A 14,054-nucleotide genomic window follows, 5' to 3' on the forward strand; every position below is an offset into this window, starting at 1 on the left:
TTGAAAAACACATGAAAAAAATTTTGACTGCTGTCGCAACTCTTGCCATTTTATCGCTGGTTTTTGGTTTCACACCATATTATATGGGTGGCAAAGCCCAGCAAAGTTTGGCAATCCAACACCGTGCGCTTGCGGATACTTTCTTTTTTGATGTGGTATCACATGAATATCAGCGCGGTTGGTTTTCTTCTACTGAAACTACAGTAATGCGTTTTCATCCTGCGATGTTAAGCAAACTTAACGGACAATTACCTGATAATGTCAAAAAACTGTTTGACCAACCTGTTACGATGGTCAATCACGTTCAACATGGTTTGTTTGCCGATGGCATCAAGCCAGTTCGTGCGGTGGTGGAAACCGAGTTTCAATATGCCCCTGAAGTCGCCAAAACATTGGCACGTTTTTTTGGGCAAAGCACGCCTGCAACGGCACGTAATGTGATTGCATTAGATGGTAGTGGTGAATTAACGGTTCAAGTTGCCCCATTTGATTACGAAGAATTGTCGGGTATCAAAATCAACTGGAAAGGCATGAGCGCACAAGTTACCTATCAAGAAGGTTTCACAGAATACCGCAGTCAATTCAATTTACCAGGCATTCAGGTACAGTTGGCAGACATGGGCAGCATCAGCTTGGACAATTTGAATTTGACCGCCCAATCGCAAGAAGGCAAGCATGACATGACATTGGGTTGGTCAGAAACCAAGCTAGCAGGATTAAAATTGGCATGGAAACAAGGCATTGATTACAATGTGCGTCTGAATGATTTGGTCAATATGGTAACCGATTTGCAAATTGGCGCATTCATTAACCCCAGTGGCACGATTGCTCCCAATGATGTCAACGTCAGCAATTTGATTTATCGCACAGAAACCCAGCAAGATGAGCAAGGGTTCATCAACAGTCGTGGTGCATTTGCCTTTGAGAAATTGCAATATGGACAAGAACAGTACGGTCCATTGGCGATTGACATTGCCGCTGAACATTTAGACAGCAAAAGTCTAACCGCTTTAAAACAACGTTGGGCGCAAATTGCCACCACGCATCAAAACAAAAACAATGGCGATGTGAATGATTTGGTGTTGGACGCTGTACGCAAAGAAGGCGCAGGCATTTTTACCCATAATCCTGTATTTAAAATTCATCAATTTGCTTTTCAAACACCAGATGGACACATTAACGCCACAGGTGAATTGAAATTTAAAGATTTGCAGCAGGCTGATTTAAATGATTTTGCTGCCATTGTGCGTAAAACACAGGCTGATATTGGTTTTGATGTGTCGCAAAATCTGCTGGAAAACTTTGCTGTAACCCAAGCGCGTAGTTTGTTTACCGTAGAAGACCCCAGCAGCGCACAAGAACAACAAGAAATCAGCGACACCATTCGTATGTTGGTGGGTGAAACCATTAAAACCATGAATGCAGAGGGTTACATCAAACGGGAAAACGGTACGGTACAAACCAGATTGAGCTTAAAGGACAATCGTGTAACCTTGAATGATAAACTGTTTGAAGCACCCAATGACCAAGATGCGTTTGTGGCATTAGAAGGGCAGTCGGCTTCTGATGCAATGCTGCCTGAAAGTGCATCATCTGCGTTAAAATATTGAATCACAATGATTGAACTTTCATAAAAGGCTGCCTGAAAATACATAAGGTTTTCAGGCAGCCCTTAAATTTAACCTGTATTACGCAAACCCTGTGCCACGCCATTGATGGTTTGATGCACCATTTGCAAAATGCGCTGGTTGTCGGGTTCGGTGCGCAATTTGTGCAACAGCGCAACTTGCAAACCACCCAAAGCATTCAAATAGGGAATTCGTAAGGCGAGCGAGCGTGCCAGCGCACGGTTGTCTGCAAGCAGGCTGTCGGTTTGCAAAATGTCCAGTAAGGCTTGGCGACTTTTGTTGTATTCGGCGGCAATGGTATCAAAAATCGCAGCACCGTGTTTTGCATCTTGGCTTAATTCTGCATAATGGGCGGCAAGTGTGAGGTCGGTTTTTGCCATTACTTGTTCCATATTGGATAACATGGCACGGAAAAAGCGATTGTGTTGTGCGTGTTCTTGCATGGCTTTGAGACTGTCTGAATTTTGTGCACACAAATCGGCTACCGCGCTGCCAAAACCATACCATGCAGGCAACATCAAACGGTTTTGCGTCCACGAAAACACCCAAGGAATCGCACGCAAATCTTGAATGCGAGTCAATGTTTTACGACTGGCAGGACGACTGCCCAGATTCAAGCTGGCAATTTGTTCAATTGGGCTGGTCTGTAAGAAATAATCAATGAAACCTTCGCGTGTAATCAGAGCGCGATAATGTTGAAAGGCGCGTTCAGATAGCGTGTTCATCAAATCGGCATCAGGGTCTTCTGCTGCTTCCAATAAAGTGGCTTCCAATGTGGCAGCAACAAGGGCTTCTAAATTGCGTGTGGCATTATGAGGGTCGCCATATTTGGCGGTAATTACTTCACCTTGTTCGGTAATGCGGATTTGTCCTGCCACACTGCCTGCGGGTTGTGCCAAAATCGCTTGGTAGGACGGTCCACCGCCGCGACTGACGCTGCCACCGCGACCGTGAAACAGGCGAATTTGAATGTGATGCTGCCTGAAAAGTTGTACCAATTTTTGTTCGGCTTGGTATAAACCCCAAGTGCTGCTGATGTAGCCGCCGTCTTTATTGCTGTCGGAATAGCCAAGCATGATTTCTTGAATGTTGTTGCGGCTGTTTAAAAGTTGTTTGTACCAAGTGGTTTGGAACAATTTTTCCATTACATCACAGGCATTTTGTAAGGCTTCAATGGTTTCAAACAGCGGTACAATATTGATGCGGCTTTCAGGCAGCCCATTATTGAGGGTCAAAAGACCACTTTCTTTGAGTAGAAGAGCAAGTGCCAGTAAATCGCTGGGTTGTTCGCAGTTGGAAATGATGCTTTGAGAAATGGCTTGTTCGCCAAAGCCGTCTTTAATGTGGCGTGCTTCGCGGAAAATCGCCAATTCGGCACGCGTACTGTCGCTGTATGCCAAATAGGGGCTGAATAAGGGGCGAGGGTGTTGTAATTCACGCAATAAAACCGCTTGTTTTTCATTTTCAGGCAGCCTGAAATAGTCTTCTAAACCAGCTTTGGCAAACAATTCAGCAACTGTTTCGTTGTGTTTGTCGGCGTGTTGGCGCAAATCCAAAGGCATTAAGTGGAAACCACATATTGAAGCTGTGCGAATGATGTCTGCCAAACGTGCGTTTGCCAAAACTGTGCTGCCATTGTCGTGTAAAGAATCGCGCAAGATATTTAAATCATGGAGAAAATCTTGTGGCGTGTCGTAGGGTGTGCTCGTACCAAAACGGCAGCCGAGTTTTACGCCCAAAGTGTGTGCCTTGCCAATCAAACGCGACAAAATGTGGGCAATCGCGCGGCGATAGGGTTCTTCTTGGCGTGCTACTTCGGTGTCGGGCGATTTGGCAGACAAAACCAATACGCCGTCATTGACCTTTACGCGGCGCACGGACAAAGGTAATTCTTGATACAAGGTTTCCAATTCACGGCGATAATGATGAAACAATGCATCGGCATGACGGGTAAACGCTTCACGCAACGTTTCGGCGTTCACAAAAGGATTGCCATCGCGGTCGCCACCAATCCAGCCACCAATGTCCAAGATATTAGGTATGTTCAGCTCGGGATAGGCTGCCTGAAAACGGTGCTCCATGCGGCGATAGAGTTGCGGTAGGGCTTGAAAAAAACTGATGGGGAAAATGTTCACACCATTGGTGATTTCACTTTTTACACTGATTTTGAAATGGCGGGTTTCACTGGTTTGCCACAGTGTGAGTAAAACCGTATCAATTTCACGGCGCAGTTGTGCTAATTCTTCGGCATTGGCACAATGTTCACGGCGTGGCAGCAGTGCACGAATTTTGCGGTGCGATACCAAAACTGCTTGGCGTTGTACTTCGGTTGGGTGGGCGGTTAAAACTGCGCTGACACGCATTTGGTTTAAGGCTGCCTGAATGTGCGTATGGCTTAAATTCTGCGCCTGCAATTTTTTGACAGTTTCTGCCACGCTGCCATCGCTGCTGGAACGTCCAGCTTGTTCATGTGTGCGGCGGCGGCGTTGGTGATGTACATCTTCGGCAATATTCAGAATTTGGGCAAATATGCCCACAGCCGTAATCAAATTTTCTGTTTGTTCTTCGCTTAGAGACGGTAGAATTTCATTTATAATCAAACTGCTGTCTTCGGCTTGTTCCAAAATTTTTAAAGTATTGACCACGATTTCATCGGTGTGTTGCGACAACATTTCATATAAAGCAGTACGCAGCCATTCTGCATCGGCGGTTAATTCAATGTCTTTGGGGTCATTCAGTTGCGCGGTAAACATGGTTATGCTTTCCTTTGTTTTGGGTTACAAACAAGATAGAGTGGCACAAAATAAATAGGGTCATCAACATTATCGGCAACAGGCTGCCTGAAAATGCCATTTTGTTTTCAGGCAGCCTGCGATTAGTCAGTGGTGTCTTGCCAATTCAATTGCTGCCGCCAACAGCGACAATCGCGCCATCACGCCATACACATACAAGCGGTTGCTACTGCAATCTACTTTTTCAGCATTGGGGCGAGCGATGCCCAATTCGTCCCATTGTGCGAAAACGCGTTCGCAATGTTCTTGCGTTTCTGCGTCATTTGCGCTGCCTGCGCTAGGAATGCTTTGGTCTAGTGGTACAAACACCATGCCGCCTGCGTTCAAATTCTCATCGTTGCGGCGACCTTCATGCACGCGGAAAAAACCGCCAATCACAAATCTGTCCATCATGTACACAACGGGTTCGCAAACGGCATTGTCCATGGTTTCGTAGGTGTAAATGCCTTCTTGAACAATCACTTCCGATACTTCCAAGCCTTCTTTGATTTTTGCCATTTTGTTGCGGTTTTTGCGATTCAGGCTGCGGACTTCATCGGCAGATTTCACGCTCATCACGCCCATGCCGTAAGTGCCTGCGTCTGCTTTGACAATCACAAAGGGTTGGTCGGTAATGCCTTTTTCATCGTATTTGGCTTGGATTTTTGCCAAGACGCGCTCAACGGCTGCTGCCAAAGCGTCTTCGCCTTCGCGTTCTTGAAAATCCAAGCCGCCCACATATTCAAAATAGGGGTTGATGTGCCATTCATCTATTTGAATTAAATCGGCAAATTGTTGGGCTACTTGATTGTAGGCGGCAAAATGTTGGGTTTTGCGGCGTGTTGTCCAGCCACCGTGCAGGGGCGGCAGCACGTTTTGTGCCAAACCTTGCAAAATATCGGGTACACCACCTGATAAATCATTGTTTAACAAAATGAAACATGGGGAAAAGCCATCTGCCAAATGCACACGGTTGTCGGTACGCAAAAGTGGCTCAATCAATAATGTGTTGCCCAAGGCGGTTTCAAATTCGGTGGCTTGGGTCAGCTCGGGGTTGAAACTGCCCACGCGCACTTCAAATCCCGCATCGCGCAAAATGTTGGACAAGGCAAAAACATTCTGTAAATAGAAGGTGTTGCGCGTGTGGTTTTCGGGAATGAGCAGCACGGATTTGGCGGTTTCGCAAGCGCGTTCTACCGCGTCTTGGGCGGCAATGGTGGCAAGCGGAATGAAATGGGGATTGAGATTGTTGAACCCACCAGGGAACAAATTCATATCAATACTTGCCATTTTGTAACCTGCGTTGCGAATGTCCACCGAGCCGTAAAATGGGGGTTGGTGTTGCTGCCATTGGGCACGAAACCATGCTTCAATTTTGCTGTGGTTTTGCAAGATTTTGGTTTCAAAATCGTGCAGATGTTGTGCATATTCAGTTTGAATTTGAGGAAGTTTCATGTTTGCCCTTTCCTATTTGAGGTGTTTATTAGTTGGGCATTATAACAAGTTTTGTTTGTTTTCAGGCTGCCTGAAAGCACAAACCGCTTCTGAAAAACAGAAGCGGTTTGTTGGAAATAGAATGAATTAGGCGCTGAACCCCGCGGCATTTACAGCTGCTTTGAATGCAGCTTCGTCAAAGCCATCGCCGTGTGTTACGATAACATAGCCATCGTCATGGTTGGCATTGACGAATTTCACGCCAGGTACATTAGATGTTTGATCCACTAAACGGTCGCCATCTGCTTTGCCTGTCATGCCAGATACATTGATTTTTACTTGTGCCATTTTCAGCTCCTTAACAATTTCAATTTGTTTTAAATATATTGATGTTTGATGTTTATTATTTGGCACAAGCAAAATGTGCCTCTTGAAATGTTTTCAAGTCCTTGAATTCTGCCTGCTTTGTTGTGGTATGTCTATTGTGTTCCATGAAACGGTTTTTATGGGATTGATATTAAATGAAAATTATTTTTTAAAGATTTCTTTACATTGTCGTATTTATTCTAATTATTTTAAAAACATGAGTTTATTTTTTCCAATATCCTGGTGTGAATAAAATCAAAACCGTAAAAATTTCCAATCGTCCCAGCAGCATCACCAGGGCGCAAAGCAGTTTTTGTAATTCGCTCAATGCGGCGTAATTGTGTGCGGGACCGACAGAACCCAAGCCTGGACCTGCGTTAGTGATACAGGCAACAATCGCGGTTAATGCGGTTACTAAATCCAAACCTGATGCCATCATGAGAAATGTGAAGACCACTACGGTCATAAAATAAGCGAAAACAAATGCCATAATGGACAATGCCAATTTTTCATTCAGGCTGCGTCCATTGACCTTGACGGAACGCACGGCATTGGGGTGTTGTAAAACGGTGGTTTCGCGGAATGTGAATTTTGCCAATGCGATGGCGCGTGCCATTTTGATGCCTCCGCCCATAGAGCCTGTTCCTGCTAAAATATTGGACAGGAAAAACATCCACAAAGATACGATTAAGGGCCAAGTGGCAAAATCGGCATTGGCAAAACCACTTGCTAAACCAATGGAAATGAAGTTGAATGCAGTATAACGAATGGCATCGGAAAGTGGATAAAATCCTTTATAAAATAAATATAAAGAAGCAAAAATAATACTGAAACACAGTAAGGCCAACATGGCGCGGACTTCTTCATTTTGCCAATAATGACGCAAGCTTCTTTGGCGTATTGCAACGAAATGGTTGGCAAAATTGATGCCTCCTGCCAATGTTGCCAACATGATGACCAGTTCTATGGTAGTGGAATTGAAATAGGCAATGCTGTTGTCATGTGTGGAAAAACCGCCCAAAGCGAAAGCAGACATGGCGTGGCATATTGCGTCAAACCAGCCCATACCTGCCAAGCGTAAGGCGAGACACGTTAAAATGGTGAACACCAAATACATTAACCATAAACGTTTGGCGGTTTGTGAAATGCGTGGTGCCATTTTGTTGTCTTTTTCAATACCTGGTATTTCGGCTTTAAACAGTTGTGTACCACCTACGCCTAACATGGGCAAAATGGCAACTGCTAATACAATAATCCCCATACCTCCTAGCCAGTTGAGCATGTGTCGCCAAAAATTGATGGAAGGGGGCAGTTTGTCTAAACCTGTGATGACTGTTGCGCCAGTTGTGGTTAAACCGCTGATGGCTTCAAAAAATGCATCAATAAAAGGCATTTGGTCAAAATAAAAATACAAAGGTGTGGCGGCAATCATTGCAAACCCAAGCCACATGACAGTTACCAAAGCAAAACCATCACGCGGACGCAATTCGCGTTGGTGTTGGCGAGTTAAGAACCACACCAAGCTGGAAAGCAGAACCGTTATAAAGGCAATGCGTTCAAATACATAAAAAGCATCGTCTTGATACAGATAAGAGACCAATGTAGGTGTCCACATTAACAGTGCGAACAGCAAACACAGTTTGGAAAAAATATGTAAAGTGGCAAAGATGTTGTGCATATTGGTGTGGCTGCCTGAAAGTAAAAAAAGATTGGGGTTTCAGGCAGCATGAAGCTGGGCTGTAAAAGGCTGCCTGAAACTACCAATACCAACTGTCAAATGGTCTGCGCCATGGATAAAAATCGTCCCAATAATGATAACGTTCCAATTCGCGCAAACGTTCTTGGCTGATGTGATTTTGCCATGCCATTTTGTAGCATGCTTGGAACATGGGGTCGCTGATTTTTTCAATGTAGCGCAAACGGAAATTTTGGCGTTCTTGTTCACTGGTAAATTCGGGTTTATCAAATTCTTGGCGCAATAAAGCGGCGGTTTGTGGGTCGCATTGTGCTGCCAAAGCCACTTGCAAATCCTGTTCATAACGTTTTTGTGCGGCTGCGCGAGCGGCTTTTTGTTCGGGTGTAGTGGCACAAGCAGACAGTAACATCAGACTACTTACAATAAGGGAAAATGTGAAACGCATGATGTTTTCCTTTCAATTGAATTTAAGCAATTGTATTCGTATGATGTAGTAATAGAGACCCTGATTTAAGATGATGAATACAGGTTTGAAAGTTTGGTTGTGTTGGAGGTTTCAGGCAGCCGATTAAGGCTGCCTGAAAAATCGCAGGCGATATGATGATTGGGGATTGCTAATTATGCAGCTGCGTCTGCGCGTGTATTAATTACTTTATCAATCAAACCGTATTCAGCGGCTTGTATTGCGGACATGAAATTATCACGGTCGGTGTCGCGTTCAATTTTCTCCAATGGCTGCCCCGTATGTTTGGCCAGTAGTTGATTGAGTTTTTCTTTGAGTTTCAATAATTCGCGTGCATGAATTTCAATGTCGGAGGCCTGACCGCCCAAGCCACCGCTGATTAACGGTTGATGAATCATCACACGGCTGTTGGGTAAGGCAAAGCGTTTACCTTTGGTGCCAGCTGAAAGTAAAAATGCGCCCATGCTGGCGGCTTGACCCAAACATAGGGTTTGAACATCGGGCTTGATGAAATTCATGGTGTCGTAAATACTCATGCCAGCGGTTACACTGCCACCAGGGGAATTGATGTAGAAATAGATGTCTTTATCGGGATTTTCGCTCTCCAAAAACAGCATTTGCGCCACCACCAAATTGGCAGTTTGGTCATTTACAGGACCAATCAGGAAAATGATGCGTTCTTTGAGCAGGCGTGAGTAAATGTCAAACGCACGTTCGCCACGTCCGCTTTGTTCAATCACAGTAGGGATTAAGGTATTGTTTTGAATTTCGGGGAACATAAGGTTTCCTTGTGGTCTTGATTTTTAGGCTGACTGAAAATAACATCATAACAGCATTTCAACTTTAAAAAGCACCGTAGCCAATGCAACGGTGCTTTTGTTTATGCCACGCTGCAATTATGCAGTCGCGCCCATCACTTCATCAAACGACAATTGTTTTTCAGTTACTTTGGCTTTACCTAAAACAAATTCAACCACATTGGCTTCGGTTGCCAAATTTGTTGCACCATTTAAGCGTTGGCGGTCGGCAAAATACCATTCTACCACTTCTTGTGGATCTTCATAGCTGTCGGCAAATTCAGTAACAATTTCCTTGATTTGTTCATCGCTTGCTTGTAATTTGTTTTCTTCAATCAAAACAGGTAATAACAAGCCCAATGCCACACGTTGTTCAGCACGTTCCATGAACATATCCAAAGGCAATTCAAATGATTTGGCGTCCAAACCTTGTTGGGCAAAATTTTGTTTCATTTCTTCTGCCAAACGTTGCGCTTCATCGCGTACAAAAGCTTTAGGTAAATCAAATGAATGCGCTTCACGCAAAGCATTCATTACAGCTTCAGTATTTTGTGCATTCACACGGCGTTTTACTTCACGACCAACATTTTTCTTCACTTCTTCACGCATTTTTGCCACATCGCCATTTTCAATGCCCAAGGCTTTGGCAAAATCTGTATCCACTTCGGGCAATACGGCTTCGGCGACATTGTGTACGGTAATCGAGAATACCGCAGTTTTGCCTGCTACATCTGCACCATGATAATCTTCGGGGAAGTTAACTTCCACATCTTTGCTCTCACCTTCTTTTAAGCCTTTTATGCCAGCTTCAAATTCAGGCAGCATTTGACCTTGACCCAAAACAAAAGGGTAGTTTTGTGAAGTACCACCAGCAAAAGGTTTGTCTTCAATTTTCCCTTCAAAATCAATAATCACACGGTCACCATCTTGCGCTTCACGTTCTACGCGGTTGTAGCGTGTGCGTTGTTTACGCAAAATCTCAATGGTTTTATTAACTTCCTCATCACCCACTTCGGCAACGGCTTTTTCAATTTGTAAAGCAGACAAATCGCCAATTTGGATTTCAGGCAGCGTTTCAAACACGAAAGCCACTTGGAAATTTGCTGAATTTTCTTGATTTTCAACAGGTTCAATGCGTTCCAACGCGGCCACGCGTACATTTTGTTCTTGTGCGGCTTTGTAAAACGCATCTTGTGCTAATTCGTTCAGTACATCGTTTTGAATGCCTGCGCCATACATGGAAGCCACCATTTTTAAAGGAGCTTTACCTGGACGGAAACCGTCCACGCGAACACGGCGTTGTGCTTGTTTGATGCGTTTATCAGTTTCGGCATTGATGTCAAGCCAAGGTAAAGACACGACCAGCTTGCGTTGCAGATTTTCCAATTTTTCAACAGTTGCGCTCATGGCGACCTTTCTTTCAATTTACAAATAAAAATTTAAACACAATCGGCGCAAAGTCTGGCTTGCCATGATTTTGATGCGCCTTTGGGAATTTAAAATGGCGAATTTTAACATGAAAGCTGCTTTTTCGCATGATAATTTCAGTATGAAATCAGTTTGTGTGTTATATTGGCGTTGTTAGGATGCCTGAAAAAGAAGGTTTGAAAATCGATATTTTAAATCAAAATACAAGATTTTACTGGCTTGTTGGGTTTGTGGTGCAAAATATTGCTTGACGTTTTATTGGACGATATTTAGAATTGCCAGCTTTCAAGCCCAGATGGCGGAATTGGTAGACGCGCCAGTTTCAGGTACTGGTGTCCGTAAGGACGTGGAAGTTCGAGTCTTCTTCTGGGCACCACATTCATAAAAAAAGCAGCCTTTTCAGGCTGCTTTTTTCGTAAACTGTCATAATATTCTATCTGACCACAATTCAACAAACGGTTAAGTTGTTAAACTCCGCCGTTTGTTTCGTGTTTGGAATCGTTTAAAATACAATATAGTACAGTGTTGCCAAAGCCTTTATGTACTATTCGCACACAACTTTCGTTGTATTTTAATTTGAAACGACTGTATTTTGTGCAACCGTATTTCAGGCTGCCTGAAAGTCGAAAGCTTAAACGAAGTTAAAACCATATTGATTTAATGGGCATCTTCCCAATTTGCGCCTGAACCGATTTCTGCCAAGAGTGGTACGTCTAATAAGCCACCATCGGCTTTTGCCATGATTTCAGGTAGCTTGTGTTTGATGAAATCCAGTTCATTTTGGGCGGTTTCCAATACCAATTCATCGTGAACTTGCATAATCAAACGTGTTTTCAGGCTGCCTGAAAGCAGGAAGTTTTGTACATCAATCATGGCGTGTTTGATTAAATCGGAAGCTGTGCCTTGCATGGGTGCGTTGATGGCGGCACGCTCCGCGCCTGCACGTGCGTTGGCATTTTTGGCATGAATTTCAGGCAGGTATAAACGTCTGCCAAATAAAGTTTCTACATAACCATTTGATTGTGCTTGTTCTTTTGTACGTTGCATGTATTCGGCAACGCCTACATAACGGGCAAAATAGCGTTGTATGAACATTTTGGCTGACATGACATCAATGCCCAGTGATTTTGCTAAACCGTATTCACCCATGCCGTAAATTAAACCAAAATTGATGGTTTTGGCGTAGCGGCGTTGTTCGGCGGTAATTTGTTCGGGTGAAATACCAAATACTTCAGCGGCGGTGCGGCGATGTATGTCTTCGCCGTTGCGGAAGGCATCAATCAAGGTTTTGTCGCCACTCAAATGAGCCATGATGCGTAATTCAATTTGTGAATAGTCGGCAGATACAATGCAAAAGCCATCAGGTGCAGTAAAGGCGCGGCGCACACGGCGACCTTCGGCGGTACGGATTGGAATGTTTTGTAAATTGGGATTGTTGCTTGCCAAACGTCCTGTGACTGCCACAGCTTGTGCATAGTGGGTGTGAACACGTCCTGTTTGTGGATTGAGCATTTCAGGCAGTTTGTCAGTGTAGGTGGATTTTAGTTTTGATAAACTTCTGTTTTGTAATATAATTTTTGGTAGTGGGTAATCGGGGGCGAGTTGTTCCAATACGGCTTCATTGGTGGATATGCCACCTGTGGTGGTTTTTTTTAAGCCTTTGGTTGGTATGCCCATTTTGTCAAACAGGATTTCTTGTAATTGTTTGGGTGAGTTAAGGTTAAAGGGTTGTCCTGCTGCGGTGTAGGCTTCGTTTTCCAGTTGCAATAATGCAGCCCCCAATTCGGTGCTTTGTTTTGCTAATTCGGTGCGGTCTAAATGTACGCCGTTTCTTTCCATTTGAAACAGAACTTGTGCCACAGGTAATTCTAGATTTTCATATAAATTCAGTAATTTATCGTCCATTTGTGCTTTTAGATGTGCTTCAATTCGCAGTGCGAAATCTGCGTCTTGACAAGCGTATTCACTGGCCTGTTCCATAGCCACATCGGCAAAAGAAATGGCTTTTGTACCTTTGCCACACAAACTTTCGTAAGTGATGGTTTCCAAACCCAACCAGCGTTGTGCCAACTCATCTAAACCGTGTCCCAAATGGCTTTCTAATAAATAGGAAGCCAACATGGCATCGCCTGAAATGCCTTGTAAATCAATGCCTGCATTCGCAAAAACGTGTTGGTCGTATTTCAAATGCTGTCCGATTTTTTTGAGTTTGGGGTTTTCCAAAAAGGGTTTCAGGCAGCCTGAAACGGCTTCCCAACTTAATTGTTCGGTTGCAAAAGTGTGTGCCAAAGGAATGTACACGGCATCGCCTGCGGCAAAGGCAATGCTGATGCCCACCAATTTGGCTTGCATGGCATCAAGTGAAGTGGTTTCTGTATCCAAGCCGATTTGTGTGGCTTGTGCCAAACGTTGCGCCAAAATGTTTAATTGTTCAGGCGTGGTAATGGTTTGGTAATTGATGCTTTCGGGTTGGGGTGCTAGCGTTTTTTGAGGCTGCCTGAAAGTGGTAACCGTTTTATTTTCTACATCATTGAGGCTGCCTGAAAACAAATCACCTGTTTCGCCTTGTGTGAGGTTTAATTGACTTTCGGCTTCTTTGAGCCAAGTTCGGAAGCCTAATTCACGAAAACGTGGTGCTAATTTGTCCCATTCTGGTACGCGGCGGCGTAAGTCTGCCAAACCGTTGGGCAGTTCGGCAGACAAATCTACATTGGTTTTAATTGTAACCAATTCATAAGACAGGGGAAGTTGTGTGAGCGCGGTGCGGAGATTCTCGCCAATTTTGCCTTTAAATTCATCGGCGCGACGCATGATTTCGTGTAGCGAACCAAATTCCGATAACCATTTTGCTGCTGTTTTTTCGCCACATTTTTCTACGCCTGGTACGTTGTCCACTTTGTCGCCCATTAGTGCAAGAAAGTCTCTGATTTGATTGGGTTTTACACCGAATTTCTCAAACACGCCGTTTTCGTCTAGCGTTTCGTTTTTCATGGTGTTTACGAGCGTGATTTGGCTGTTTACCAGTTGCGCCATGTCTTTATCTCCTGTGGAAATAATGACTTGCATATTTTGTTCTGCTGCCTGAACCGCCAATGTGCCAATCACGTCATCGGCTTCCACGCCTGATACTTTCAAAACCGTCCAACCCATTTGCGCCACAATTTCAGGCAGCATATCGGCTTGTGGGCGTAAATCATCGGGCATGGGAGGGCGCGTGGCTTTGTAGTCGGGAAATAGCTCGTGGCGGAAGTTGTTGCCTTTTGCGTCAAACACACAGGCGCAATAATCGTGTGCTTGTTCAGCGCGAAGTCGGCGCAGCATATTCAATACGCCGTATACCGCGTTAGTGGGTGTGCCATCGGGTGCGGATAGGTGGGTCATGGCGTAAAACGCTCGGTAAAGATAGGACGAACCATCTACCAATAATAGGGTCTTTTGTGGGGAAGTCATTTTAGGCTGCCTGAAAAGTTG

9 protein-coding genes and 1 tRNA gene are annotated in these 14,054 nt (G+C 44.4%); 2 read left to right on the top strand and 8 right to left on the bottom strand.

Annotation, left to right across the window (positions count from 1 at the left end; all coding sequences use genetic code 11):
• The first annotated feature begins 11 nt into the window (after positions 1-11).
• The gene (locus Q4B82_RS01430; protein ID WP_303064650.1) at positions 12-1,610 is read left to right on the top strand and encodes a YdgA family protein; all 1,599 of its coding nucleotides are present in this window, start codon (positions 12-14) and stop codon (positions 1,608-1,610) included.
• Positions 1,611-1,678: 68 nt separating this feature from the next.
• Here Q4B82_RS01430 and ppc read toward each other — a convergent pair whose 3' ends face one another.
• The 7 genes from ppc to tig form a co-directional block, all read right to left on the bottom strand.
• Positions 1,679-4,381, bottom strand: a complete 2,703-nt coding sequence (gene ppc, locus Q4B82_RS01435) for a phosphoenolpyruvate carboxylase (protein WP_303064651.1) — start codon at positions 4,379-4,381, stop codon at positions 1,679-1,681.
• 126 nt (positions 4,382-4,507) lie between these two features.
• The gene (gene gshA, locus Q4B82_RS01440; RefSeq protein WP_303064652.1) at positions 4,508-5,854 is read right to left on the bottom strand and encodes a glutamate--cysteine ligase; all 1,347 of its coding nucleotides are present in this window, start codon (positions 5,852-5,854) and stop codon (positions 4,508-4,510) included.
• Positions 5,855-5,980: 126 nt separating this feature from the next.
• Positions 5,981-6,181, bottom strand: a complete 201-nt coding sequence (locus Q4B82_RS01445) for a hypothetical protein (protein WP_303064653.1) — start codon at positions 6,179-6,181, stop codon at positions 5,981-5,983.
• A 241-nt stretch (positions 6,182-6,422) separates the two neighbouring features.
• A complete protein-coding gene (locus tag Q4B82_RS01450; protein ID WP_303064654.1) occupies positions 6,423-7,877 on the bottom strand; it encodes a TrkH family potassium uptake protein in 1,455 nt (484 codons plus the stop codon).
• A 79-nt stretch (positions 7,878-7,956) separates the two neighbouring features.
• Positions 7,957-8,340, bottom strand: coding sequence for a hypothetical protein (locus tag Q4B82_RS01455; protein ID WP_303064655.1), 384 nt, complete (start codon positions 8,338-8,340; stop codon positions 7,957-7,959).
• A gap of 173 nt (positions 8,341-8,513) precedes the next feature.
• Complete coding sequence (gene clpP / locus Q4B82_RS01460; RefSeq protein WP_303064656.1) at positions 8,514-9,137, bottom strand: ATP-dependent Clp endopeptidase proteolytic subunit ClpP; 624 nt, start codon at positions 9,135-9,137, stop codon at positions 8,514-8,516.
• Between the two features lie 117 nt (positions 9,138-9,254).
• The gene (tig, locus tag Q4B82_RS01465; protein WP_303064657.1) at positions 9,255-10,562 is read right to left on the bottom strand and encodes a trigger factor; all 1,308 of its coding nucleotides are present in this window, start codon (positions 10,560-10,562) and stop codon (positions 9,255-9,257) included.
• 310 nt (positions 10,563-10,872) lie between these two features.
• On the opposite strand from tig, the gene Q4B82_RS01470 reads away from it, so the two are divergent.
• A tRNA-Leu gene (locus Q4B82_RS01470) sits at positions 10,873-10,959 on the top strand.
• 281 nt (positions 10,960-11,240) lie between these two features.
• On the opposite strand, the gene polA is transcribed toward Q4B82_RS01470, so the two are convergent.
• Positions 11,241-14,033, bottom strand: a complete 2,793-nt coding sequence (gene polA, locus Q4B82_RS01475) for a DNA polymerase I (RefSeq protein WP_303064658.1) — start codon at positions 14,031-14,033, stop codon at positions 11,241-11,243.
• Positions 14,034-14,054 lie beyond the last annotated feature (21 nt).

The sequence above is a fragment of the Alysiella sp. genome (assembly GCF_030525755.1).
Classification (GTDB): domain Bacteria; phylum Pseudomonadota; class Gammaproteobacteria; order Burkholderiales; family Neisseriaceae; genus Simonsiella.

What these genes read in the sequence shown, in the direction of transcription:
- Q4B82_RS01445 (WP_303064653.1), bottom strand. Translation starts at nt 6,181, where the DNA reads ATGGCACAAGTAAAAATCAATGTATCTGGCATGACAGGCAAAGCAGAT.
- Q4B82_RS01455 (WP_303064655.1), bottom strand. Translation starts at nt 8,340, where the DNA reads ATGCGTTTCACATTTTCCCTTATTGTAAGTAGTCTGATGTTACTGTCT.
- clpP (WP_303064656.1), bottom strand. Translation starts at nt 9,137, where the DNA reads ATGTTCCCCGAAATTCAAAACAATACCTTAATCCCTACTGTGATTGAA.
- gshA (WP_303064652.1), bottom strand. Translation starts at nt 5,854, where the DNA reads ATGAAACTTCCTCAAATTCAAACTGAATATGCACAACATCTGCACGAT.
- Q4B82_RS01430 (WP_303064650.1), top strand. Translation starts at nt 12, where the DNA reads ATGAAAAAAATTTTGACTGCTGTCGCAACTCTTGCCATTTTATCGCTG.
- polA (WP_303064658.1), bottom strand. Translation starts at nt 14,033, where the DNA reads ATGACTTCCCCACAAAAGACCCTATTATTGGTAGATGGTTCGTCCTAT.
- Q4B82_RS01450 (WP_303064654.1), bottom strand. Translation starts at nt 7,877, where the DNA reads ATGCACAACATCTTTGCCACTTTACATATTTTTTCCAAACTGTGTTTG.
- tig (WP_303064657.1), bottom strand. Translation starts at nt 10,562, where the DNA reads ATGAGCGCAACTGTTGAAAAATTGGAAAATCTGCAACGCAAGCTGGTC.
- ppc (WP_303064651.1), bottom strand. Translation starts at nt 4,381, where the DNA reads ATGTTTACCGCGCAACTGAATGACCCCAAAGACATTGAATTAACCGCC.